Raw genomic sequence first — 26,107 nt, 5'->3', positions numbered from 1 at the left:
CACCCGATCATGATAAGGCATCCCTATGAAATTCATACATCTTTCAGATACGCATCTGCTGGCCCATGATGATCTTTCGCGTCCGCCGCATTCTGGTGAAACGCTGCGTGCCGTCATTGCCGAAATCAACGAATATCATGCCGATGCCGCGATCTGCGTGATTACCGGCGACATCACCCATCATGGCCGCCCCGAACAATATGACCATGCGGTCGAACTGTTCGCGACCCTTGCGATGCCGTTTATCATGATCCCGGGCAATCACGATATCCGCGAACCGATGCTGGCTGCCTTTCCCGATACGCCGCGCGATGAAAACGGCTTTATCAATCATGGCCAGACAATCGGCGGTATCCGGTTTGTGATGCTTGATACCATCGTGCCCGATGCCCATCACGGTACATTGTGCGACGCCCGGCTTGACTGGCTGAAACGCGAACTTGCCAGCCATCGCGATCTGCCGACCTTTCTGTTCATGCATCACCCGCCGCTTGATATGGGCCTGCCGTTCCTTGATTCGATCCGGATGGATGCGGACGCCGAACTGGCCGCCATCCTCAAGGACAATCCGCAAGTCAGACATATCTTCCTTGGCCACCTCCACCGTCCCGGCAACGGCATCTGGCAGGGTATTCCGTTCAATGTCGGTGGCAGCAGCCAGAAGGGCGAACCTCTCGACATGCGTCATGAAAAGGAAGAAGAACTGGTTGAACGCGCCCCGTTAAAGCCGATGTTCGGTATCGTGCTTGCCGATCCGTCGGGCAATGTGCGTTATCATTATGAAACGGTACCGTTTGAGTAGGATCAGGAAGCCTCACGCGCCCATTCCGCCAGCACCGCCGGATCGCTTTCCATGCGTTCATGACGGGATCGCAGAGCGTCAAACCCGCTGTCATCCATCAATTGCGACAGCGCCCAGACGGCAGACCCGCGCACAAGCGGACTTTCGTCTGTCAAAAGGCCCTCGACACGCGGCACAAGATACGCCGCCCCGCTATTGCCCACCGCCGTCAGGACATTGCGCAGGAACTTTGCCCGCCCGATCCGCTTGATCGGCGATCCGGTAAAGAAACTGCGAAATGTCTCGTCATCAAGATCAAGGAAATCGGCAAGCCTTGGCGCGGTTAGTTCGGCGCGCGGGATAAAGGCCATTTCCTGCGTCCGGCTGGCAAACTTGTTCCACGGGCACACCGCCAGACAATCGTCACAGCCATAAATCCGGTTCCCCATCGCGCGTCGAAACTGGGGCGGGATCAACCCGTCATGCTCGATCGTCAGATACGAAATGCATTTGCGCGCATCAAGCTTGTAGGGGCCGGGAAACGCATCGGTCGGACAGGCCGAAAGGCATTTGGCGCACGACCCGCAATGATCGATTTCCGGCGCTGCCAGATCAAATTCAAGGGTCGTGAACACCTCGCCCAGAAACAGCCAGCTGCCATAATCGCGCGACACAAGATTGGTATGTTTCCCCTGCCAGCCGATCCCGGCTGCCTGCCCCAACGGTTTTTCCAGCACCGGTGCGGTATCGACAAATACCTTGACCTGTTCCCCGCCTGCCCCGGACTTCTGCGCCTGTTCCATCATCCAGCGCGCAAGCTGTTTCAGGCGTTTCTTGATCAGGTCATGATAATCGCGATTTCTGGCATAGACCGAAATCATCGCCCGGTCGGGATGATCCAGAAGCGTCAGCGGATTTTCCGCCGGGCCATAGTTGGAACCCAGAACAATGACGGATTTGACATCCGGCCACAGCATTTTCGGGTCGCGACGACGCGGCAGCCGTTCCGGGTCGTTCATCCAGTCCATGGTGCCATATTCGGCGGCGGCGACAAATTCATCGAGCCGCGCCTGATTGCGTTCGTCAATCTGCGGGCGCGCCACACCACAGACATCAAAGCCGATTTCACGGGCTTTGGCCTGAAGGCTTTCAAGGGTTATCGCAGCACCAACCGTCATGGCAAAACATCTGGGTCGTTTTCTCTCTCTGTGCTGCCTTATATAGGTTTGTCACCGAAACGCAAAAGGCCGCAGCATATGGCTGCGGCCTTTAAGTCGACACTGGGCGAAATCAGAAGCGATAGCGTAGCGTCGCCAGAATTGTGCGTTCCTCGCCATAGTAGCAGTTATCCGACCACTGCGTGATCAGGCAGGATGCGACATATTCCTCGTCCATCAGGTTGTTCACGTTCAGCCGGAAATCGGCATTGTTCATGCCAACCTGTGCCAGATCATAGTTCAGCACGACATCAACCAGTGTGTAGTCCGGAACCATAAGGGTGTTCGCCTCATTCGCGGCAGTTTCACCGACATAGCGGATACCCGCCCCGATGCCGAGCCCATCAAGCGCCCCCTGATCAAAGCGGTAATGCCCCCAAAGCGACACCATATGTTCCGGCACCTGCTGCGGGCTGTTACCATCCTTGACCGAACCCGGCGCGTCATAGGATGCGTCGGTATAGGTATAACCGGCCAGCACACTGAAATTCTCGGTCAGGTCACTGCGGGCTTCCAGTTCGATCCCCTGTGATTCAATCGTTCCCGACGGTTCCCATGCAAAAGTTGTATTGTTATAAACTGCCGCATTTTCCTGTTCGATATGGAATGCCGCCACGCTCAGCATCGTTTTGCTGCCTTCGGGCTGGAACTTTACACCGACTTCATATTGCGTGCCTTCGGTCGGTTCCAGCGGCTTGCCCGATGCGTCACTCGACAGGCTGGGATTGAAGGATTCCGAATAATTGAAATAGGGCGCAATGCCGTTATCAAACAGGTAAAGCACACCACCCCGTTTGGTCAGCTTGCTGCGATCTTCGCTCTGTTCAGCATTGGTCAGACGGTCCAAGTTGCTGGTTTCCAGCCAATCCTGCCGAAGCCCCAGCGAGAAGCGCCAGTTTTCATATGCCAGTTGATCTTCGACATAAAGCCCGGCCTGTTCAAGAGACCGGCTGTTGCTGCTGGTCGGCGCCCCAAGAGTTACCCCCGGATTGCCGTAAACAGGATTGAAGGCATCAAGGTTCGATGCTGCGGGGAACTGCCATTCGTTTTCGCTTTTACGATCCTGATAGTCAAAGCCCATCAAAACCGTGTGGTCGATGTCGCCCGTGGCAAAATTGGCTTCGGCCTGGTTATCCACCGTAAAGGCCCGAAGGCTTTCATCCCCACCGCCATAGGTACGGGTCAATTCGTTTGAGGTGCCGCTCCAGCCCGTCTGATAGATCTGATCAAGATGCACATCGGCATCAAGGAAGCGGAAATTCTGGCGCACCGTCCAGGTATCGTCGAAATCATGTTCGAACTCGTAACCGACCATATTCTGGGTGCGCTCGAAACTTTCCAATGCCGGATCACCGTCAAAGAAAGTGTTTGAGATATACTGGCCGTTACGCGGGAAAAGCGTGCCTTCGGACGGAAGGCCATTATGGGTGCCGCCTTCCGGGTCTTTCTGGAAATAACCCGACAGTGTCAGGCGCGTATCATCGCTGATATTGGCTGTCAGTGACGGGGCAATGGCATAACGTTCTTCTTCGGTGCCTTCAAACTGGGTATCAGACGCATCGGCCTTGCCGACAACGCGATAGGCAAGCTTGCCCGCCTCGTCCAGCGGACCGGTGAAATCAAAACCGACCCCGCGCTGATTGCGGCTGCCATAGGAAAGTTCGACTTCGCCCTGCTGTTCGAATTGCGGTTTCTTGCTTGATAGTGCCACCAGACCACCGGGCGAACTGCGGCCATAAAGAACCGATGCCGGGCCTTTGACCACGTCAGCACGTTCGACGAAATAGGGATCGATCTGCATCGAGCTATAGGTCGAGTCATCGCTCATGGTTTTCAGGCCATCGAGATAGATATTATCGATGCTGCGGTCCACCAGACCACGCAGGATAATGTAATCGTACCGGTTTGATGCACCGACCTGTCCGGTAAAGGCACCGGGCGTATAGCGCATCGCCTGCATCACAGTCTGCGATCCCTGATCTTCCATCTGCTCCTTGGTCACCACGCTAATGCTTTGCGGTGTTTCAAGGATCGGCGTTCCGGTTTTGGTTGCTGCACGCGACTGGGTCGCGACATACCCGTCCACCGGCCCATCGGCGGTTTCGGTGACCGCATTGGCTTCGACCCGGACAGGATCAAGAACCGTTTCACCACTGGCGGCAATCTGTTCAATCGTGACCGTGTTATCCTCGGTAAAGCGCCAGGTGTAACCCGTCCCGCTCAGAAGCTGCCCCAGTGCCTGATCAACCGTCATTTCCCCCTGAACGGAGGATGCCTGAACCCCGGAAATCCCGCCGGACGGGAAGAACAGACGCACACCTGCCTGATCGGCAAGGCTGGTCAGGGCCCGGTCAAGGTCCTGTGCCGGGATGTTGAAATCAATCACGCTCGCCTGTGCGATTTCGGCATTGTCCCGCGATGGCGCAATATCGGCGGCCATCGCATAAAACGGTGCGATGGCCGTGATGCCGGAAATCACCGTGGTTACCGCAAGACGGCGTTTCCAGCCCATCAGCATCATCCGCCGGACCACACAAACGTTTGTATTCATTCCATAAGCCTTTTCGTCAGAAACCCCAATGCGAATGAAATTAAGAACCGAAATCATTCGCTGTTATTTCTGAGACGAAACCGCCTAACGTGATTTGCAGTAAAAAATTCAAAAAATTTTCCGAAGCAGGAAAGAGACAGGAAAAAGGCCAAAAAACAGGGGATTTGGCCGCCGGCAGAAGATCAATAGATGACGGTCAGGAGCGGCAACCGGGTGACACGCGCCGACGTCGTCTGTTCGATGGAGGCGAAAATCGCATCAAGGTCGGCGGTTTCAAACACCCCCGTAACCTTAAGCCCGCGCAACGCATCCCGCGCCACAACGATCCTGCCCGGCTGATAACGTTCCAACTCCGTCATCACATCCGAAAGGGTCCGCTGATTGAAAATCAGCTTACCGCGCTGCCAGCTGCCATAGGCGGCAAGATCGGCATCCGTGATCTTTTTCAGCCCGCCATTGCCATCATAACGCACCTGCTGCCCGACCGTGATCCGCACCGGTTCACTATCGCCACTGGTGACTTCGACAATGCCTTCGCGCACGGTGACATTCGCCGCGTCCCCGTCAAGCCGAACCCCGTAAACCGTGCCAACCGCACGCGCCGCCCCCCCATTGGCGGAAACGACGAATGGATGATCGGCATCCTTTGCCACGTCAAAAATCACTTCACCCGCTGCAAGGCGGATTTCGCGGCGCGGACCGGAAAAATCAACGGAAAAGGCCGATGCGGTATTCATATGCGCAACCGACCCATCGGCAAGCGTCACCACGCGCTGCTGCCCGATGGCCGTACTGTAATCCGATGTCCAGCGCGCGATCGGCCCGGTTGCTTCCACCCCGCCAAACACCGCCAGCATCAAGGCACAGACCATCGCCCCCGCCATGGCAAGGCGTCTGGGCCGGAGCCAAACTGCCCGGTGTCGTGCCGGTTGAAGAGTAGGTTGCCTGCGGATCGGTGCGGCCTTCGGCGCGGGTGACTGGAAACTGCCGATCTCGTGCCGGATATCGGGATTTTCCTGCCATTGCTGCGCGGCTTCGGTTTGACCGACGGCGGCAAAAAGGCTTCGGGCCTCTGCCGCGGCACGGGCATGATCCGGGCTTTGCGCGCACCAGTCGGCAAAGGCCGCATGATCGCGCGCCGTGGCATCGCCTGATTGCAGCATCACAAGCCACTCGATCGCCTGATCGCCAAGATCAGTCGCCACTGGCCTGTCTGTTGACTGCGGATCCGAATGCCCGGTCTTCAAAACCCGATACCCCGAAAATGGTTCTGTCCGGCCCCGGTTGCGGGGCCCTTACTGTTAAGACGTTTGGGCAGGGGCAAATCCACAATGATTTCCGTCATTATTTTTTGCCCTCGCGCAGAAGCTCGTCGCGGCAATGTTGCAGGGCGCGCACGATATATTTCGCCACCATGCTGTTCGATACGCCAAGGCGACTGGCAATTTCACTGTGCGACAAACCATCAACCCGAAACATCAGCAACGCCATTCGTGGCTTTTCTGGCAGTTTTTCCAATGCTTTATCAAGCAGTAATATCTGTTCGCGATCCAGGATAATGTTTTCTGGGCCGGGTTTGGGATCGTGGATCGCGTCGGTATCCTCGTCCATGTCGTGATGGGCGGTCATGCGTTTTTCGCGCCTGATCCCGTCAATCGCAAGGTTCCCGGCCACCCGATAGACATAGGCACGCGGATTGTCGATCACGTCCCCCTGATCGGGTGTATCGGCAAGCCGCACATAGGTATCCTGCACGACATCGGCTGCACGTTCATGGTCCCCGCCCAGCTTTCGGGTCAGAAACCGGAAAAGCTGTTCGTAATTTTCCTGAAAGCTTGCGATCAGAACCGATGCGCTGTTGCGCGCCATGGTCTTGCCCAAACATGCCGTTGCCAAATGATACAGGTTCCCCTGTTCCGCCCGTGTATTAGCAAGAACCATAACACAAAACAATGAGAATAATTCGCATTGTTAATAACTATACATACCGGTACCCCCAAAACAAAAGGCTGCCACCGGTTTCCCGATAGCAGCCTTTAATTTTGCATCAATTCCGGCAAGCCTGGCTACTAGCCACGCCCGCGATAGGGCGCCACACCCTGATCGGGGATCCACACCCCGTCGGGGGCCGGGCCGGTCTGGTAAAACACGTCAATCGGAATGCCGCCGCGCGGATACCAGTAGCCACCAATGCGCAGCCATTTCGGATCAATCATATCGGCAATCCGTTTGCCGACCTTGACCGTGCAATCCTCGTGGAACGAGCCATGATTGCGAAACGACGTCAAGAATAGCTTCAGCGACTTGCTTTCCACCAGCCAGTCACCCGGCACATAATCAATCACCAGATGGGCAAAATCCGGCTGACCGGTGATCGGGCAAAGCGATGTGAATTCCGGTGCGACAAACCGCACACAGTAATCCGTTCCCGCCTGCGGGTTCGAAACGCGCTCAAGAACCGCCTCATCCGGGCTGGCGGGCTGTTCGGTGGTCCCGCCCAGCATGGTCAGGTTGTCGTAAATGGTTTGATCGGCCATGTGATTAATCCTCGATGATCGGCACGGGATCAATGTCCCCGCCTTCCTGCCCGGCGTAAAAATCACGGGCGAACTGTTCCATACGGCCCTCGGCAATGGCGTCCCGCATGCCGCGCATCAGGTCCTGATAATAGGCAAGGTTATGCCACGTCAGCAGAACCGCACCCAAAATCTCGCCTGCCTTGATCAGGTGATGCAGATAGGCGCGCGAATATTTCGTGCAGGCCGGGCAATTGCACTGATCGTCAAGCGGACGGTCATCATCGCGATGACGGCCGTTCTTAAGGTTCAGCGTCCCGCGATGGGTAAAGGCCTGTGCATTGCGACCCGAACGGGTCGGCAAAACGCAATCGAACTGGTCAATCCCGCGCATCACCGCACCGACAAGGTCCGATGGCTTGCCAACCCCCATCAGGTAACGGGGCTTGTTGGCGGGCAGCATATCGACACAGAAATCAAGTGTATCGAACATGATCTGCTGGCCCTCGCCAACCGCAAGACCGCCCACCGAATGGCCCGGAAGGTCAAGTTCGGCCAGTTTTTCGGAACTTTCGCGCCGCAGGCTTTCAAAAACGCTGCCCTGCTGAATGCCATAAAGCGCATAGCCTTCACGTTCGACAAACGCATCCTTGGACCGTTTTGCCCAGCGCATCGACATGCGCATGGAATCTGCGGCCTGCTGCTCGGTCGCCGGGAACGGGGTGCATTCGTCAAACGCCATGGTGATGGTCGATCCCAGCAGATGCTGGATTTCCATCGACCGTTCCGGTGACAGCGCAAATTTGCGCCCGTCGATATGGCTTTTGAACGTAACACCATCTTCGGTGATCTTGCGCAGCTTGGACAGTGACATCACCTGATACCCGCCGCTATCGGTCAGGATCGGCTTGTCCCAATTCATGAATTTGTGCAAACCGCCAAGGCGTGCAATGCGCTCCGCACCGGGGCGCAGCATCAAATGGTATGTATTGCCCAAAAGGATTTGCGCACCCGTATCGGCGACATTTTCCGGCAACATGCCCTTGACCGTGGCAGCCGTTCCGACCGGCATGAAGGCCGGGGTATCGATCACGCCGTGGGCGGTATGAATGCGGCCAAGACGGGCCTTGCCGTCGGTCGCCAGAAGTTCATAACGGAATTCAGTCATCAGCTTTTTTCAATCTTGCTGGCGCATTCAAGCAGGCTGCAATCGCCATAGGAATAGAAACGGTACTTGTGTTCAATCGCGTGGCCATAGGCCGCCTTCATGCGATCAAACCCGGCAAAGGCCGATACCAGCATGAAAAGGGTCGACCGCGGCAGGTGGAAGTTGGTCAGCAGCATATCAACCGCCCGGAACCTGTATCCCGGCGTGATAAAGATGTCGGTTTCGTTCTCGAACGGTTCAACCACCCCGTCTTCGCGCGCCGCACTTTCAAGCAGCCGAAGCGACGTCGTCCCCACCGCAATCACCCGCCCGCCCCTAGCGCGCGTGTCATTGATCAGGCTGGCGATTTCGGGCGATATGCTGCCCCATTCGGCATGCATTTTGTGATCGTCGGTATCATCGACCTTGACCGGCAAAAACGTGCCCGCCCCGACATGAAGCGTGATCGTGCGGCGCTCAATACCGCGCGCATCAATCGCTGCCAGCAATTCCGGGGTAAAATGCAATCCCGCCGTCGGGGCTGCCACCGCGCCGTCATGCTGGGCGAAAATCGTCTGATAGTCTGATCGGTCCTGATCATCCCCACCCTTGTCGCGCCGGATATAGGGCGGCAACGGCATCACGCCATATTTTTCAAGGGCGGCAATCAGATCAGCCCCGGCAACGTTAAACCGCAGCAACACCTCGCCGCCGTCTTTCTTTTCCATGACTTCGGCTTCGAAATCATCGGCAATCCTGAAGGTTTCGCCAATGCGCAGCTTCTTGGCCGGTTTGGCAAAGGCGCGCCATTGTGCAAGACCTTCCTGCTTGTGCAGGGTCACTTCAATGCCTGCATCGCCGCGCTTGCCAAACAGGCGGGCCGGGATCACGCGGGTATCATTGGAAATCAGAAGGTCGCCGGGCTGCAGGATATCGGGCAGTTCACGAACGATGCGGTCGTGCGTTTCCCCGCCCGTCAGATCAAGCATACGGGCACTGTCACGCGGATTGGCCGGATGTTCGGCAATACACTCACGCGGCAGATCGAAATCGAACAGATCGACTTTCATCGGAAAAACAAAACCTGCAATTATCAGAAAAAATCAGAGGGGCGTTTTATACCGCCCCTCTTTGCAAAACCTCAAGGCATCGCGTCGGAATATCAGCCCTGCATCCACCTGGCATCAACCCGCCATCAGCTTTGGGCAGGGGCTGCTTTCATACGCGGGGTCACCACCGTCATCAGCAAACGGAACGGCGCCAGACAGGTCAGCGCCATGATCACCTTGGCCGCGAAATCGCCCATCGCCCACGTATGCCACGGAAGCCCGGTACCAACGAACGCGATGGAAAAGAACAAGGCCGTATCGACAGCGGAACCGATCCCCGATGATATCAGCGGTGCTTTCCACCAGGTCGCCCGGCGCAGCTTGTCAAACACCGTAATGTCGAGCATCTGCGCAATCAGAAACGCCGTGCCCGATGCAATGGCAATGCGCGTGTCTGCGACGATCAAAGACAAAACAACCGCAATCGCAAAGCCTGCCAGAACGACAACGCGTGCGGCCCTGGCCCCGCGTGCGCGATTGGTCAGATCAGTAACCAGAAACGCCACCGGATAGGTAAACGCGCCATAAGTCAGCCAGTCGGCCAAAACGCCCGGCAGCGGATATTCAACCAGAATGTTCGATGCAACAACCGTGACGGCCATTGCCAGAACGCCAATAATGATGGCTTTCATCGTTTTTCCTTAACCAAAATCCTGACCAAAAGCAGAACGCACGCATAAGAAATCTCGCGGCCCACTTTGATTGGGCGACGATTCGGCACGGGTTTGATTCAAATTATGTTTTCGGTAATTACGCTTGCCACCGCACAGGGTCAAGGAAAAACGGCGGCCAGACCAAAGCCTGACCGCCGCTGCAGATCGCTGCAAGCTGCCCCGGGGAAAAGGAGGAGCACCGTGCCGCGAAACTTCAATTCTGCGCTTAATTCCGTCGGAATTAAAGCATGATCCCGCGAATGGTGAAAAACAGCAACGCGCCAAGGAACGCCCCGGCCGGAACCGTGATCACCCAGGCGGTCGCAATCGTCACCGCATAACGACGCCGCACCAGCAACCGCTTGCGCAGTTTCTTCTCGGCCTTTTCGGCCTGTGCCGGGTCAAGCTGGCGCAGGGCTTCGATATGCTGTTTCTGTTCGTCGGTTTCGGTATCTTCGCCAACCAGCATCGGCGCATTATCGACCCGGCGACGATGGCTCAGCGTTTCACGCAGGAACCCGACGCCAAACACCGCCCCAACCGCGATATGCGTCGAACTGACCGGAAGGCCAAGGGCGGACGCCACAATCACCGTCAATGCCGCCGACAGCGCCACGGTATAGGCCCGGATCGGATCAAGCTTGGTGATTTTCGATCCGACCGTCTTGATCAGTTTCGGCCCGAAAAGGATCAGACCCGCCGAAATGCCAATCGCACCAATCACCATCACCCAGATCGGGATCGGGGCCGATGTCACGATCTGGCCGCTATCAACACCCGAAACGATGGCGGCCAACGGACCGATGGCATTTGCCACATCGTTTGACCCATGCGCGAATGACAGAAGGGCGGCGGACACAATCAGCGGAATACGAAACAGCGATGCGATTTCCTTGCGCCGCCCGGTCATGCTGCGCGATGCCCGCAGGACCGCCTTGCGCACCGGGAAAAGGGTCACGAAAAACGCACCAATGCCGATCAGAACAACCTGCCAGGTCTCGGTTTTCCAGACCTTCGATATCCCCTTCATCATCAGATACATGGTAAAGGCCGACACCATCACACCGACCAGGATCGGCACCCATTTGCGGGCCGCCTCGACACGGTTGTCGGTATAAAGAATTCTGAACTTGATAAAGGCAAGGAACCCGGCGGCAATCACCCCGCCCAGAACCGGCGAAATCACCCAGCTTGCGGCAATCGTGCCCATGGTCGGCCAATTGACCGCGCCAATGCCGACGGCTGCCATACCCGCCCCCATCACACCGCCAACGATGGAATGGGTGGTCGAAACCGGCGCGCCAAGCCACGTGGCAAGGTTAAGCCAAAGGGCCGCTGCCAGAAGGGCCGCCATCATCGCCCAGACAAAGGTCTGCGCATCGGGCATCTGCGTCGGGTCGATAATGCCGTTCTTGATCGTGCCGACAACATCGCCACCGGCGATAATCGCACCGGCGGCTTCAAACACGGCTGCAATCAAAAGGGCGCCAACCATGGTCAGCGCCTTTGAACCAACCGCCGGTCCCACATTGTTGGCCACGTCATTGGCGCCGATATTCAGTGCCATGTAACCGCCAATCACCGCGGCGGCGATCAGGAACCCACTTTGCGGCAAGCCACCCATATGAAAGGCAACAAAGGCGCTGCACGCCAAAAGAAAGACAAGCGCAAGTCCGAGCTTCGCACTCAGGGAAGCAGTCTCTCCGACACCCGCATCCATGCGGCGCTGCCATTTGAGATCCTTATCCAGAGCGGTTTTCTTTGCGACCATGATCAACCGTTACTAAAAAGGGAATCGACGCGCGGATCATGTCGAAGCAAACCCGGTTTGTTAAGGTTTTTTTGCCTTTTTATGACAGTCATGTCCCAAAGCCCCCCGCCAAAAGCAAAACGGCCCCGCATTGCAGGGCCGTTTCGTCATTTGGAGCCGTGTCAGAAAATCACCGACCGAACTGGTTCAAAAGCCCTTTCAGGACATCCTTTGCCGCGTCCTTGCCCGAATTTCCCGACCCTGACGACCCGCTATCAGATGAACCACTCCCGCCCAGTGCCTTATCAAGGATATTATCCAGAACCTTGATCGCAACCTTGTCCATGCGCCCGGTAATTGCCGGGTTGCTGATATTGCCCTTGGCGTAAACGCTGAATGGCGGCAATTCTTCGATTTTCTTGGAAAAATCGAAATCTGCCTGGGTATCCATCTGCCATTTCGGCAGATCAAGGGTCGCATCGGCATCCGCCGTTCCCACGCGCGATACCGCTTCGACACGGGTGGTTTTGGCAATCCCGTTGGTGATGGCGATATCGGCTTCAAGGCTCTGAACCAGATCGTTGTTACCGACCCCTTCAACCACCATCGCCTGCGGTCCCTGCTGCAACAATGCCTGAATGTTCAGCTTCGGATCTTCCGACCGCTTGTCGGCATTGCTGAACCGGACATTATTGAGAACAAGGTTCGCCGTCCCGTTCAACGCACTGACCAGCTTGCGCGACGTATTGCCCGATGCGGTCACATCAAACTTGGTCGCCGCACCGCCAATCACCGTGTCATTGGCAACCCGGATCGGGGCCAGTTTTTCGATATCCGCGCCGTCAAGGCTACCTTTAAGCGCCAGTTTCGGCGTATCGGAATTGCGCGCATCAAACGTGCCATCAATCGAAAGGTCCCCGTCGCCCAGAAGGCCGGTGAATTTCTCGATGGTCAGAAGCCCGGTCACAAGCGTCGCCTCAAGGTCCGGCTTCACAAGGCTGTAGGTATCGAAATCAAGCTGATCGAGTGCCAGCGAAATATCGGCATCAATCGAACGCAGGGCCGATACATCAATCACCGTGTCATCCCACGGCGTGCCATCGCGGGCATCGACCGTCGCGACTTTCATGCCTGTTGGCATATTGAATGCCGCACGGCGCGGACCACTGCCGCCTTCCGGCATCAGACCGGCGCGTTTGGCGGCTGGCACGAACGGATCGACATTCAGCGTCCCGCCCGAAAGGGCAACAGAAAGTTTCGGTTGTTCGCCGCTGGCGTCAAAATCGACATCACCCTTGGTTTCAAACGGACCGATGCCGAACTTCGCGATATCAAGCGCAACATTCTTGGCATTGCCCTTGACCGTACTATCCAGGACCAGACGCCCCAGATTGCCCGACGGTTCATAAGTCGGTGCCACCAACGGCAATACACGGTTCAGGCTTGATGCCTGCATCGCAAATTTGCCGTCAATGCCCGGTGTCGCCCCAAACAGGTCCTGCAACACCCCATTCAATGCCACCTGCATCAAAGGGTTGGACACATCAAGATCAAGGTTCGGGCCGGTCACCGGACCATTCAGCCCGACATTGGCCTGAATGCTTTTATATTCGCTTGCCGGTGCCGGAAGCGTAATACCCGTCAGCTTCGCCACCGGCTCCAGCGTTTTGGCCGTGACCTTAAGCTTAAGCCCCTCGAATGCCGGAACGGCAATATCGCCACGGAAAACCCCGCTGGCACTTGCCGACAGACCGACCGCATCCGCCACCGCAAAATTATTCAGCTTGATCTGCGAACCGGTCAGGCTGCCATCAATGGAAATACCCTTGATCGACACGCCCGATGAAATGATTTCATCCGCCGCCAGCCGATAATTGGCCGCAATCCCGTCCAGCGGTGCCAACGCATCCTTGATGGTTTTGACCATGGCATCGCCGCCCGCTGCAGGCCCCGAAGACGGGGCTGCACTGTCCGCCCCACCCGACGCCGTGCCGGAACCAGACGCAGCCGGATCACTTGCCGTCGCACCTGACGCCGCATCACCATTGGCGCCCGCCGGGGCTGCGCTGATATACTGATCCAGATTGATCCGGTCCAGTTTCAGGCCGATGCCAAGGGCGGGCAATCCCTCGCCGCTCAGATTGGCGACGATGGCACCGCGAATGGCCGTATCGTCAATCCGCATATCCAGATCGGAAATATCAAGCTTGTCGGGTGTTCCCTTGATCCCGCCGGTCAACGAGAAACGGCGCAGACGGTCGGCACGGATGCCATCTACATCCGCCCCAAGCCAGCGCGCCACCGCCCGAATATTTTCCGATGCCACCTCATAGGACAGGGCCGCACTCGGTTTCGGACCCTCGCCCGAAATGCTGCCAAAGACCGAGAAATCGGTTCCGCCCGGAAGCCCCGCCGAAACTTCGTTCAGCGTCACCTTGCTATTGGCAATCGCGGCATTTATCCGCGCATTATGCACCGGTGTCTGATTGTAAATCAGGGTTTCAACCTCAAAATCAATCGACGCGGTCAGATCGGCTGGGATCATCGGCCCATTGGCCGCACCCGATTTCTTGCCACCCTGCGACGGGATCGACTGGCCACCTGTTGCATGCCCGCCATTCGCCGGGGCGGCATCGCCATTGCCATCGGTGCCCGTTTCCGTACCGCCTGCCGGGGCGGCACCATCGCCCATATGGGTCAGGACAAGGATTGAATCGAGATCAAGCTGATTGAAACGAAGCGCCACATCGGCCTTCATTTTCGGGTCCTGATCAATCGCAATCGCGCCCGATCCACGGGTTTCGCCAAACCGGATCGACAGGTCATTGACCGTGACTGATTTGGCATTGGCCGCAACCTGCCCGCCCAGATTGAAAGGCTTCGCCGCGATATCGGGGATATCGGCACCCTCACCAGCAATCCGAAGGGCTGCTTCACGCAGATCATCGAACTTGCCGTCAATCTGGCCGTTAAAGCCCGGATATTCCGCCGAAAGATCAACCTGGCCGCTGACATTGATGCCACCATCAACCTTGTCGATGCCGATCTGCATGCCAACCGGGAACGGTCCGGTCTGGCTGACCTGACCGACATTGAAATTAAACGTCAACGGAATCCCGCGATAGAAAACATAACCTTCGCCCTCGGCCGGACCATTCAGGCTATCGGCCGACACGCCAAGGGTCAGCCCCTCGATCCGCTCCGTACTGCCCGATGTATGATACAGGATCGTCGCATTTTCGATTTCCAGACGATCAATCTGGATCGTGCTGGCAAAATCCGATGAACCGGCGTCACTGCCACCCGACTGCGCTTCGGGTGTTGCCGCATCGCCTTCCGGCGCCGGTGATGGTGACGGGGTTGCGGATGGCGGTGTCGTGATCGTGCCGGCATCCGGGCCGCTTGGGGTGGCCTGTGCCGGATCAAATACCAGATTGTTGCCGCCATCCTCGAACGTCTCGATGGAAATCACCGGATCAATCAGGCTGATTTCGGTGACCTGCACATTGCCGGTCAGAAGCGGCATCAGGGCCACCGAAACGCGGACTTCCTCGACCGATACCATGTCGGGGTCCTGCGCGCCGGGCAGGTTGCTGAGTGTCACCTGCTCGACCGACAGGGCCGGGAACGGCAGGACAGACATTGAAAGATCACCGCGAATGTCAAGATTGCGGCCGGTTGCTTCACGCACTGCCTGGGTGATTTGTGGCTTGTAACCGTTCCAGTCGATCACGGATGGAATGATCAACAGGGCGGCGATGATCACGACCAGAACGGCACCAATCACGGCAAGGATCTTTTTCAACAGTCCGGCTCCGCTTTTTGCTCGGCACTCTGGAAACCGACGGCTCGGCAGAGTGCAATGTTATGATTTGATTCCAGCAGCATATGGCTCATACCGCTCGTCGCAACAGAAAATGGCAACAAGTTGGTTGATGATGCCGTTTACGTGCTTATCCGGTACGGATTTTTCCCTTTTGCCGGTTCACATATGTATTTGTGACCAAAACCGCCTGCTATCAAGCCGTGGCCTATGGAAAACCACCGGTAAATACTCATATGAAAATCTAATGACATTCAACACAGCCAACACTGGCAATTGTTTTTCGAAGTGATATCATCAACAAAAAAGAACAAGCTTTCAGGATTTTGAGTCTGTGTATCGGCCACCTTTGTCAATAAGGTGCAGGGAGGATGCAGATGTCCGAAACGACAATTGAACAATCAACGGGTCCCGTCAGCGGACTTCCGCAAGGCATTGCGATCCGCGAAGCCACCAGTGACCAGTCGGGCAAATGGCTTGAAGCAGGCTGGCGCGATTTCAAACGTACCCCGGCCATTGGCCTTGCCTATGGCGGGCTTTGCGTTATTGCCGGTTACCTTATTCTGCTTAGTCTCTTTCAATCGGGTCAGCCCTATCTGACCCTGCCACTCGGCGCAGGCTTCATGCTTCTGGCCCCGGTCATCGCGGTCGGCCTTTATGAAACCAGCCGCCGCCTTGAAATGGGCGAAAATGTCACCCTGTGGCACAGCCTGAATGGCTTCCGGCGCAATCCCGGGCAGCTTGGCGCGATTGGCGTCATTCTGATGCTGTTCTTCCTGGCATGGACGCGCATCGCGATGCTGTTATTCGCACTGTTTTACAACGGATCGGTGCCGTCCCTTGATGTGTTGATCTGGGAAACCTTTTTCTCGCGCGATGCCATCACGTTTCTGATTACCGGCACCATCCTTGGCGGGGTGCTGGCGATGATGGTGTTTGCCATCACGGTGGTATCAATCCCGCTTCTGGTGGATCGCGATGTTGATGTGATTACCGCTTTGATCACAAGCGTTGCGGCATTCCGCAAAAACTGGCGGGTCCTGACCGGCTGGGCCGCGATGATTGCCGTCATGGCGGCGTGTGGCATGGTGGTTTTCCTGCTGGGTCTTGCGATCATGATGCCGCTTCTGGGTTATTCAAGCTGGCATGCCTATCGCGGTCTGATCGATACCGAAAAGGCCGAAGCCCGCCGCCTGCGGCGCGTGGTGCCGTAACCGGCACACAACGCCTGACCTTCACCATCAAAAAAACGCCGCCCTTGATCAATGGGCGGCGTTTTCTGTTGTCGGGTCGGATTAACTGGTGGCCGATGCCCGCCGATCCGCTGGCCGTGCCGGGCGCACAAGGAACGTACCCGCCACCACACAGCCCAGTGTTACGATCAGTTCCGGGCGTAATGTTTCCCCCAGAAGCAACGTCCCACCGGCAAGGCTGGTCAGGGCCATAACATAGCCGATCTGGCTCAGGAATACGGGGCCTGCCACACGCTGCAATTCGAAATGGCAGATATACATCATGCTGGCGACCGCCATCTGAACCCCGATGATCAGCCACGCCATGCCATTGCCGAAATCGGGGACATGCAACTGATCACGACCGGTTTCAAACACAAGACACAGGATCGCACTGGCCAGCATCATCCCCGATGCCAGTGTCAGGGGCGATGCCCCCTTGGGCCATGCCACCGTCCGGTACACATTGCCAATCGCCAGACTGACCGGGATCAGGGCCGCCACCAGCAGATAAACCAGAATGGTGCTATCGGGCGCACTGATCTGCGGCACATACAAAAACAGCACACCACAGAAACCGACCATCAACCCCATCAGGCGTTTGAATTGCGCGGTTTCAATCCCGATCCCCATCGAAATCAGATAGGTCATCAATGGCGGCAATGCGGTAAAGACCCCGGCCATCGATGCCCCGATATAGGGCACCATGAAATAGCCAAGCCCCATCGGTAAAGCGAGGCTGACCAGACCGGCCAGAAAATAATAACGGATATATGTCGCACGCAATGGCGGCAAACCGCCCCGGCCAATCGACAATATGCCCAGAACCACTCCGGCCCCAAGGCATTGCCAGAACAGATAGGACAGTGCCGGAATACCCTCCTGCACACCAACTTTGGCAAGCAGGATGGAACTGCCGCCCATCGTTCCGGAACCAATCAGCAATAAAACAGGTTTGAGCCAGGTGGCGCTCATGATCTTTATCCTTCCTCCGGCCGGCGCAGATATGTGGGGCGCGCGGGCAATTTCAATTTTGTTCAAACTAGCACAACATTATCAGTCGATCTTGCCGGTATTTGATCGTAGTTTATTTCCAATATGGAAATTATTCGATCAATTCACGGGGTTATAAATGGACCGTCTGCGCGCACTGGAATGTTTTCGTAAAATTGCCGAACGCGGCACATTTGCCGCCGCCGCCCGCGAACTCAACATGACGCCGGGCTCGATGACCAAGCATATCAACGCGCTTGAAGATCAGCTTGGCGTGCAGTTGATCGCCCGCACGACGCGCCGCATGAGCCTGACCGAGGCAGGTGAAACCTATCTTGGCCGGATTACCGGCATCCTCGATGAAATGGCCGATGCCGATGAAACCGTGCGTGACTTGAATGAAGGTCCGCGTGGCCGGGTGCGTATCGCCGCCCCCATGTCGTTTGGCATCCGGCAACTGTCCCCGATGATTGCCGAAATGATCGATGCCTATCCCGAACTGACCATCGAACTTGAACTGAATGACAAGGTCGTCGATCTGGTGGACGCAGGCTTTGATATCGCCCTTCGGGTCAGTGAATCGCTGCCCAATTCAAGCCTTATTGCCCGGCGATTATGCGGCTATTCCAGAGTCTTGTGCGCAAGCCCCGCCTATATTGCCAAATCCCCTCCACTGACCAGACCCGAGGATCTGTTGAACCACAACTGCTTTGTTTACACCAATGACAGTCGTCCGGGTTTCTGGACCTTTTCCGATGGTGAACATGAACGCAGCATTCAGGTCAAAGGCCGCTTTTATGTCAATAGCAGCCTTGCGAAGCGTGACGCCCTGCTGCAAGGTTGCGGGATCACGCTGACACCCCGTCTGGTTGTCGAGGATTTGCTAAAGGATGGCAGCCTGATAAGCCTGCTCGATGATTTCGCCCCGCGCGAACTGGGACTTTTCGCTTTATGTGCACCGCAACGTCATAAACTGCGTAAGATCAGAACCGTGATTGATTTCATGGTCCGGAAGTTACGCGCAAATAATGATCAGAGCATTCGATGACATTGTCCACAACCGCTTCGACACGCCTTCTGGCATCACTGCCCGTCCTTGGTGCCCTGACCATTGCCAATATCGCACACGCCCAGCAGGATACCGCCAAGGGCCCGCAATCCATGCGCACCCCCGATGACAAATGGGGGGTGTCGCTGTCGATTGAAAATGATCTGTTCACCAAGAACAATCAGGACCAGCATTACACCAACGGTGTGCGGCTGGCCTTCGTTTCCCCCGAAGACAACGCCCCCGAACCAGTGCTGAGTGCGGCCAAGGCCGTGCCGTTTTTCGCATCGAACGGCCGCATCCGGACAAGCTACGCCGTCGGGCAAAGCATGTTTACGCCAAACGACATCACGATTGCCGAAAACCAGCCCGATGACCGCCCGTGGGCCGGGTTGCTTTATGGCAGTGTCGGGCTTCTGTCCGATACCGGCCTGCAGCGCGAAGGCGACAGCGACTATTCGCGCATTGATACGCTTGAACTGACCCTTGGCGTTGTCGGTCCGGCATCCTTCGCTGACAACACCCAGAAAGTCGTTCATAAAATGATCGACAGCCCGGAACCCCGGGGCTGGGACAACCAGATCCGCAACGAACCGATTGTAAACCTGGCCTATGAACGCAAATACCGAAGCTGGTTCGAAGGCGATGTGCTGGGCCTTGAATATGACGCCACCCCGCATGCCGGTTTCATGCTGGGTAACGCCTACACCAATGCCGAACTTGGGACCATGTTCCGGCTGGGCTTTGACCTGCCGGCGGATTACGGCCCGCCGCGCATCCGCCCAAGCCTTCCGGGATCGGACTTCTTCGCCCCCGACACCGAAGGCGTCCCCATTAGCGGCTATCTGTTCGCCGGGGCTGCGGGCCGCTGGGTGCTGCGCGACATCACCCTTGATGGCAACACGTTCAAGGACAGCAATTCCATCGACAAGGAACCGCTGGTCGGCGATCTGCAAATCGGTTTCGCCATCATCGTCGGACAGGCCCGTTTCACCTACACCCACGTCTACCGCACTGCCGAATTTGAAGGTCAGGACAAGGGCGATCAATTCGGCTCGCTGTCCGTTTCCTTCCGGTTCTGATCTGATACGATACGATCAAACAAAAAACGGGGCCGCTTGGGCCCCGTTTTGCATTTCTCTGACAGATCGGACGATCTTAAAGCCCCGGAATAAGCTTGCCCGGGTTCATCAGTCCCTTGGGATCAATGGCGCCTTTGATCGCGCGCATCAGGGCAATCGTATCGGGGCCATGTTCGGCTTCCATGAAATCAAGCTTGCCGTAACCGATGCCATGTTCGCCCGTGCAGGTCCCGCCCAGTTTCAACGCACGTTCAACCATGCGGTCATGCAGGCGTTTGGCTTCTGCCATCTGCGCCGGATCTTCGGGGTCCAGCAGGATCAGGGTATGGAAATTGCCATCGCCGACATGGCCGACAATCGTGCAGGTCAGCGGGCTGGCATCGCAATCGGCCCGCGTTTCGCGGATCGCCTCGGCAAGTTTCGAAATCGGCACGCAAACGTCGGTCGGCATGCCCGCCTTGCCCGGTTCAAGCTGCAGCGACGCGTAATACGCCTTGTGGCGTGCCGCCCACAATTTGTTGCGGTCTTCCTGACGGGTCGCCCACTGGAATTCCTCGGCACCAAATTCTTCGGCAACCGACTGAACAAACTCCGCCTGTTCCTTCACACCGGCGTCTGTGCCGTGGAATTCGAAGAACAGGGTCGGGGCTTCTTTATGGTCGGTCTTGGAATAATTGTTGATCGCCCGGATTTGCATTTCATCAAGGAACTCGATGCGCGCCACCGGAATACCCGCCTGAATGGTCAGGATCACGGTATCGACCGCCGCATCAACACTTGGAAACGCACAGACCGCTGCCGACATCGCCTCGGGGATGCCATACAGCTTCAATGCGATTTCGGTAATCACGCCAAGCGTACCTTCAGACCCGACAAACAGGCGCGTCAGGTCATAACCCGCCGATGATTTGCGCGCCCGGTTGGCGGTCTTGATGATCTTGCCATCCGGTGTAACCACGGTCAGGTTCAGGACATTGTCGCGCATGGTGCCATAACGCACCGCATTGGTGCCCGATGCGCGCGTTGCCGTCATCCCGCCGATGGAGGCATTCGCCCCCGGATCAATCGGGAAAAACAGACCGGTATCGCGCAGATGATCATTAAGCTGTTCGCGCGTCACCCCGGCCTGAACCCGGCAATCAAGGTCCTCGTTATTGACCTCAAGGATCGCATCCATCCGCGAAAGATCAATACAGATCCCGCCTCGAAGGGCCGCCACATGCCCCTCAAGCGACGATCCGGTGCCAAACGGCACGATCGGCACATTATGTTCGGCGCAAAGTGTCACGACCTTCGCGACTTCCTCGGTCGAGGTGGCAAACACCACCGCATCAGGCGGGGATGCCGCGTGCCAGCTTTCATCCTTGCCATGCTGTTCAAGAACGGCGGCGGCGGTCGACAGGCGATCCCCCAGCATATCGCGCAGTGACGCGATCAGGCTTTCGGGGGTTTCAATGCGGTCATATTGGCGATGGGACATGACGTTCCTCTTAGTCTTTGGTGGCAGCCTGCCGGGATCACACAGTATCAGGCGGTATCAAACGGGGCGCAGGGCCGGCAGGTCAAAAATTTGGCCCCCAGCCTAATCCGATACATCCCAAATTGGTATTACCTTTTGCCGCGAAATGCAAAAAACCGCCCGTGAGGTGACGGGCGGTTTTGCAAATCCGGTTACGATGTCCGCCTGTCTCAGACGCCAAGTGCATCCTTGACAGCGGCCAGTCCGTCGCCGCCATCCTTGGTGGTAACGCCTTCAAGCCACGCATCAAGAACCGACGGGTCTTCTTTCAGAAGCTTGGTCGCGGCATCATTGGGCGCCATGCCATCATTGATGATCATCCCCATCATGGTGTTTTCCATATCAAGGGTGAAGCTGACATTATCAAGCAGCTTGCCGACATTCGGGCAGGCCTTGGCAAAGTCACCACGCACCAGCGTATAGACATCCGCCCCGCCGTAATTCGGGCCGAAATAATCATCCCCGCCTTCGAGATAGGTCAGGTCGAACTGGTTGTTCATCGGGTGCGGTGCCCATGCCAGGAACACGATCCAGTCTTCGCCGCGTTCAAGGCGCTTGGCCTGCGCCAGCATCGCCTGTTCGCTGCTTTCGACAAGTTCCCAGCCCTCAAGACCGAAATCACCGGAATCGATCATTTTCTGGATCAATTGGTTGGCCGGTGCGCCCGGCTCGATCCCGTAAATCTTGTGATCGAACTCTTCACCATGCGCGCCCAGATCGGCAAAGCTTTTGATCCCCGCCGCCGCAACATATTCCGGCACCGCAAGCGTGAATTTCGCCCCCTTCAGGTTCACGCCAAGATTTTCAATGCCACCCTTTTCATTGGCCGCATCGACAAATTTCTGCTGGGCGGGCATCCAGTTACCCTGAAACACGTCGACCTCCCCGGCCCCCAGCATTTCAAAGGTCACCGGCACGGAAATGGTTTCGACTTTCTGCTGATAGCCCAAGGCTTCAAGCACCACACCGGTCAGCGCATTGGTCGATGTGATGTCGGTCCATTGCGGGTCGGAAAACACCACGGTATCGCAGGCGGCATCTGCCGCACTTGCCGGCGTCGTCTGGCCAAACCCGGCCAGTGCAACACCGATCGCCATCATCCCCAAAAGTCCTGTTTTTTTCATTTTTTGCCTCCTTCTGATTGGTTAATTGCTGTTCCGGCCGTTCATTCCCCTGCCGCCGGAACCGTCAGACGCGCGTCAAGTTCAACGTCATCAAGATCAAGATGATTGCGCATATACATGGTCGAACTATCGCGTTTCGGCTGATGATCCCACGGTGTAACCCGCCCTTGTGTCAGGGCTTCATAAACCAGCTTGCGGCGTTTCTGGCTGTGGATGACGCGTTCGCGGAACGCATCCAGATCCCAGTTTTCCGCAAGTTCGGCACGAAACGCATCGCGGATTTCGCCATGTGCCGGATCATTGATCAGGTCGTGCACTTCATCGGGATCGCTTTCAAGGTCATAAAGCATATCGGGATCAATGCCCGATGCGATGTATTTATAGGCCCCGCGCCGGATCATGATGATCGGCGACAATGCCCCCTCGCCGCAATATTCGCCAATCACCTCGTCATGGCCACCGGTCCCCTGCATGTGCGGCACAAGGCTTCTGCCATCAATCGGCCCGGCCAGCGCCCCCGCCGCATCATCCCCGGCAAGCTCGCGCAATGTCGGCAGGATATCGATCAGCGATACCGATTGCGAAACGCGTTTCTGCCCCTTTGCCCCCGGAAAGGCAAAGAACATCGGCACCCGGGCGCTCGGTTCAAACCACGACATTTTGTACCACATGCCGCGTTCGCCCAGCATGTCGCCGTGATCACCGCTAAACACGATCAGGGTATTGTCGTCCATGCCGGTTTCACGAAGGGTCTGCATCAGCGACCCGACCAGACTGTCGACATAACTGATCGACGCATAATAGGCACGGCGCGCCTGAAGGATTTCGTCATCGGTAACCGGCTGTTCATCAAGATTATAGACATGACGCAAACGCCGTGAATGCGGATCAAGTTCCGCATCGTCGATCTTGACCCGCACCGGATCGATTTCCACCCCGTCATAAAGGTCCCAGAATTCCGGCCGCGCATTATACGGATCATGCGGATGGGTAAAGGATACCGTCAGGAAAAAGGGGCGATCATCGTGTTTTTTCTGGCGCGCGACATCATAAAGGTAACGCTTCGCCTCGAACGCGGTTTCGTCATCGAAATCAAGCTGGTTGGAACGGTAAACCGGCCCTGCCTGCGTGACCGACCCCATATTGTGATACCAGCTTGGCCGGTCTTCGAAATTGTCCCAGTCGCAATACCAGCCATAATCCGCCGGATAGATATCCGATGTCAGGCGGTCCTCATAACCGTGAAGCTGATCGGCACCGCAAAAATGCATCTTGCCCGAAAGGGCAGTGCGATATCCGGCGCGGCGCAGGTAATGCGCCACCGTCGGAATATCGGACGGCAGGTCGGATGCGTTGTCATAGGCCTCGATCCGGCCGGGCAATTGCCCGGTCATCAGGCAAAAGCGCGACGGCGCACAAAGCGGGCTGTTGGTATAGGCGGAATCAAAGACCACCGCATTTTCACACAGCGCATCGATGTTGGGCGTTTTGACCACCTCATGACCATAAACCGGCAGACACCGCGCGGCCAACTGGTCGGCCATGACAAACAGAATATTCATCGGTTTTGAGGCCTTCGGCACCGCTAACCCCCTTTTGCTATTCACCAACATGATGTCTTTCGCAAACCGGCCGGATGCGAAAATAACTGGAAACCATATGTTTCATGTTTATCCGGGGGTTGTGAAGGCCGCTTGCATCGATCATTGGTATCAATATAATTCATGTCATGAAATTTCATCACATCCCGTCGCCGCATGCCCTGATCGCATTCGAAGCCGCCGCCCGCCGCGCCAGCTTCACCGCAGCCGCGCGCGAACTGGGTGTGGGCCAGCCCGCCGTCAGCCACCAGATCACCGCCCTTGAGGAACAGCTTGGCCAACCGCTGTTTCGCCGCAAGCATCGCGGTGTGTCACTGACGCGCGCCGGGCAGGAACTGTTTGATTGCATTTCGGTGGCATTCGGTCAGATCGACCGCACGGTCGAACGGATCAAAACCAGACGGTCGGCCCGGCTCAGTGTCGGCACCGATTTCGCCTTTGCGTCCTTTATCCTGATGCCGCATCTGCCGGAATTCATTGCCCGCCATCCCGATATCGAGGTCAATGTCGTCACCAACCAGACCGGGCATTTCGCCGCCGATCAGAATATCGATATCGAAATCTCGTTCGGGAACTGCCACCCCGAAGACGTGATGCTGATCCCCGAGCAGGTCACCCCGGTCTGCAGCCCGGCGTTCCTTGCGGCCCGCGGCCATCCGAAAAACATCGCCGATCTGCGGCATTATCCGCTGATCCATCTGGATGATGAAATCGATCATCGCTGGTTTAACTGGGAAAGCTGGCTGCGCACCGCCGGGGTTCGGGAAACCGGGCGGCTTTACGGTCACCGGTTCAATACCTATCTGCTCGTCCTTTCGGCCACCCTGTCCGGACAGGGGGTGGCGCTCGGCTGGACCGCCCTGTTGCAGCAGCACCTGAAAACCGGGCAGCTCGTCACACTTGGTGATGTGACACTGGGGTCAGACCGCGGATATGTCCTGTCCTGCCGGTCAAACACCCACCGGCAGGAACAGATCAATGCGTTTCTCGGCTGGGCCCGCGATCTGGTCGCGCAAAAACCCGAAACAGACGAAACTCCGGCCATCGCATCCTGAGGGCCGCGATCCTCAAGCCGGGCTTCCGCCCCGGTCCCTAACCCTTGTTGCGATCCTGCGGCAGGGCCGCGGCAATCCGATCGGCCAGCCTTGCAAACGGCAATGTCTGTAACCAGACCGTCCCCGGCCCTTCAAGGGTCGTGACAAAAAGCCCCTCGCCGCCAAACAGCGCATTGGTAAAGCCGCCGATAAACTTGATCGAATAATCAACCGATGGCGTCATCGCGACAAGTGTCCCGGTATCCACGCGCAATGTCTGCCCCGCCTGCAAATCCTTGCGGATGATCGTGCCCCCCGCATGAACGAATGCCAGCCCGTCACCACGCAACCGCTGCAGGATAAAGCCCTCCCCGCCAAACAAACCGGCACCGAGTTTCTTGGAGAACGCGATATCGATATCAATGCCCGATGCCGCGCATAAAAACGCGTCCTTCTGGCAAATGATCTCGCCGCCCAGTTCCGGCAAATTCATCGGCACCACCTTGCCCGGATAGGGCGCGGCAAAGGCGACATGCCCCTTGCCCGATCCTTCATGCACGAAACTGGTGATAAAGAACCCCTCGCCGGTCAGCATCCGCTTGAAGCCGGAAAAAATCCCGCCGCCCGTGCCGGTCTGCATGGCAATGCCGTCCGACATATACATCATGGCCCCGGCTTCGGCCCGCACGCCCTCGCCCGGATCAAGTTCGATCTCGACAAGCTGCATTTCCTCGCCATGGATTTTATAGTCGATCACGTCTGCCATTTGGGCGTCTCCATCTTCGGGCTTTGGTTAAATCCATCGTCATTGATCAAGTTCAGCACGACCACCCCCTGATCGCAACCAAAAGGGGCGAAATTTCGTCTCCTGTCATCGCAACAACACCAAGCACTTGTAAAAACACCCAAATCGCACGAGGATGAGGT

Annotated in this window: 20 protein-coding genes; 5 read left to right on the top strand and 15 right to left on the bottom strand. The window is 56.9% G+C overall.

Annotation, left to right across the window (positions count from 1 at the left end):
* Positions 1-25: 25 nt before the first annotated feature.
* Complete coding sequence (locus AUP42_RS19525) at positions 26-802, top strand: phosphodiesterase (protein ID WP_062953277.1); 777 nt, start codon at positions 26-28, stop codon at positions 800-802.
* Positions 803-804: 2 nt separating this feature from the next.
* On the opposite strand, the gene queG is transcribed toward AUP42_RS19525, so the two are convergent.
* The 10 genes from queG to AUP42_RS19475 form a co-directional block, all read right to left on the bottom strand.
* A complete protein-coding gene (gene queG / locus AUP42_RS19520) occupies positions 805-1,959 on the bottom strand; it encodes a tRNA epoxyqueuosine(34) reductase QueG (RefSeq protein ID WP_062953276.1) in 1,155 nt (384 codons plus the stop codon).
* 112 nt (positions 1,960-2,071) lie between these two features.
* Positions 2,072-4,549 carry a TonB-dependent siderophore receptor gene (locus tag AUP42_RS19515; RefSeq protein ID WP_062953438.1) on the bottom strand — a complete coding sequence of 826 codons (2,478 nt, stop codon included), beginning with the start codon at positions 4,547-4,549 and terminating at the stop codon, positions 2,072-2,074.
* Positions 4,550-4,731: 182 nt separating this feature from the next.
* Positions 4,732-5,754, bottom strand: a complete 1,023-nt coding sequence (locus AUP42_RS19510; RefSeq protein ID WP_082824861.1) for a FecR family protein — start codon at positions 5,752-5,754, stop codon at positions 4,732-4,734.
* 139 nt (positions 5,755-5,893) lie between these two features.
* Positions 5,894-6,418: an RNA polymerase sigma factor gene (locus AUP42_RS19505; protein WP_062953436.1), complete on the bottom strand. Its 525-nt coding sequence runs from the start codon at positions 6,416-6,418 to the stop codon at positions 5,894-5,896.
* A gap of 200 nt (positions 6,419-6,618) precedes the next feature.
* Positions 6,619-7,086 (bottom strand): preQ(1) synthase, encoded by a 468-nt coding sequence (gene queF / locus AUP42_RS19500; protein ID WP_062953275.1) that lies wholly within the window; start codon positions 7,084-7,086, stop codon positions 6,619-6,621.
* A gap of 4 nt (positions 7,087-7,090) precedes the next feature.
* Positions 7,091-8,233 carry a tRNA guanosine(34) transglycosylase Tgt gene (tgt, locus tag AUP42_RS19495; protein WP_062953274.1) on the bottom strand — a complete coding sequence of 381 codons (1,143 nt, stop codon included), beginning with the start codon at positions 8,231-8,233 and terminating at the stop codon, positions 7,091-7,093.
* Positions 8,233-9,282, bottom strand: coding sequence for a tRNA preQ1(34) S-adenosylmethionine ribosyltransferase-isomerase QueA (gene queA, locus AUP42_RS19490; RefSeq protein ID WP_062953273.1), 1,050 nt, complete (start codon positions 9,280-9,282; stop codon positions 8,233-8,235). Before queA ends, tgt begins: the two co-directional genes overlap by 1 nt.
* 125 nt (positions 9,283-9,407) lie before the next feature.
* A complete protein-coding gene (locus tag AUP42_RS19485; RefSeq protein ID WP_062953272.1) occupies positions 9,408-9,953 on the bottom strand; it encodes a queuosine precursor transporter in 546 nt (181 codons plus the stop codon).
* A gap of 262 nt (positions 9,954-10,215) precedes the next feature.
* A complete protein-coding gene (locus AUP42_RS19480; protein WP_062953271.1) occupies positions 10,216-11,745 on the bottom strand; it encodes an inorganic phosphate transporter in 1,530 nt (509 codons plus the stop codon).
* A gap of 169 nt (positions 11,746-11,914) precedes the next feature.
* On the bottom strand, positions 11,915-15,529 hold the full coding sequence (locus tag AUP42_RS19475; protein WP_062953270.1) for an AsmA family protein: 3,615 nt from the start codon (positions 15,527-15,529) through the stop codon (positions 11,915-11,917).
* A 395-nt stretch (positions 15,530-15,924) separates the two neighbouring features.
* On the opposite strand from AUP42_RS19475, the gene AUP42_RS19470 reads away from it, so the two are divergent.
* A complete protein-coding gene (locus AUP42_RS19470) occupies positions 15,925-16,761 on the top strand; it encodes a DUF2189 domain-containing protein (RefSeq protein ID WP_062953269.1) in 837 nt (278 codons plus the stop codon).
* 81 nt (positions 16,762-16,842) lie between these two features.
* Here AUP42_RS19470 and AUP42_RS19465 read toward each other — a convergent pair whose 3' ends face one another.
* Positions 16,843-17,754: a DMT family transporter gene (locus AUP42_RS19465; protein ID WP_062953268.1), complete on the bottom strand. Its 912-nt coding sequence runs from the start codon at positions 17,752-17,754 to the stop codon at positions 16,843-16,845.
* 157 nt (positions 17,755-17,911) lie between these two features.
* Between AUP42_RS19465 and AUP42_RS19460 the strand changes: the two genes are divergently transcribed.
* Both AUP42_RS19460 and AUP42_RS19455 read left to right on the top strand, forming a co-directional pair.
* Positions 17,912-18,820, top strand: a complete 909-nt coding sequence (locus tag AUP42_RS19460) for a LysR family transcriptional regulator (RefSeq protein ID WP_062953267.1) — start codon at positions 17,912-17,914, stop codon at positions 18,818-18,820.
* Positions 18,817-19,902 (top strand): lipid A deacylase LpxR family protein, encoded by a 1,086-nt coding sequence (locus AUP42_RS19455; protein ID WP_062953266.1) that lies wholly within the window; start codon positions 18,817-18,819, stop codon positions 19,900-19,902. Before AUP42_RS19460 ends, AUP42_RS19455 begins: the two co-directional genes overlap by 4 nt.
* Positions 19,903-19,978: 76 nt before the next feature.
* Here AUP42_RS19455 and AUP42_RS19450 read toward each other — a convergent pair whose 3' ends face one another.
* The 3 genes from AUP42_RS19450 to betC form a co-directional block, all read right to left on the bottom strand.
* Positions 19,979-21,382, bottom strand: a complete 1,404-nt coding sequence (locus tag AUP42_RS19450; protein WP_062953265.1) for an FAD-binding oxidoreductase — start codon at positions 21,380-21,382, stop codon at positions 19,979-19,981.
* Between the two features lie 209 nt (positions 21,383-21,591).
* Positions 21,592-22,545: a choline ABC transporter substrate-binding protein gene (gene choX, locus AUP42_RS19445; RefSeq protein ID WP_062953264.1), complete on the bottom strand. Its 954-nt coding sequence runs from the start codon at positions 22,543-22,545 to the stop codon at positions 21,592-21,594.
* Positions 22,546-22,586: 41 nt separating this feature from the next.
* The gene (gene betC / locus AUP42_RS19440) at positions 22,587-24,128 is read right to left on the bottom strand and encodes a choline-sulfatase (RefSeq protein ID WP_231858357.1); all 1,542 of its coding nucleotides are present in this window, start codon (positions 24,126-24,128) and stop codon (positions 22,587-22,589) included.
* A 146-nt stretch (positions 24,129-24,274) separates the two neighbouring features.
* Here betC and AUP42_RS19435 point away from each other — a divergent pair, with 146 nt between their 5' ends.
* Positions 24,275-25,201 carry a LysR substrate-binding domain-containing protein gene (locus tag AUP42_RS19435; protein ID WP_062953262.1) on the top strand — a complete coding sequence of 309 codons (927 nt, stop codon included), beginning with the start codon at positions 24,275-24,277 and terminating at the stop codon, positions 25,199-25,201.
* 37 nt (positions 25,202-25,238) lie between these two features.
* Here AUP42_RS19435 and AUP42_RS19430 read toward each other — a convergent pair whose 3' ends face one another.
* Positions 25,239-25,946, bottom strand: coding sequence for a TIGR00266 family protein (locus AUP42_RS19430; protein WP_062953261.1), 708 nt, complete (start codon positions 25,944-25,946; stop codon positions 25,239-25,241).
* Positions 25,947-26,107: the final 161 nt, after the last annotated feature.

Source organism: Thalassospira lucentensis, assembly GCF_001613805.1.
Lineage (GTDB): Bacteria > Pseudomonadota > Alphaproteobacteria > Rhodospirillales > Thalassospiraceae > Thalassospira > Thalassospira lucentensis_A.
Note: the sequence above shows the minus strand (reverse complement) of the source record. Positions and strands in the feature narration are given on the sequence as shown.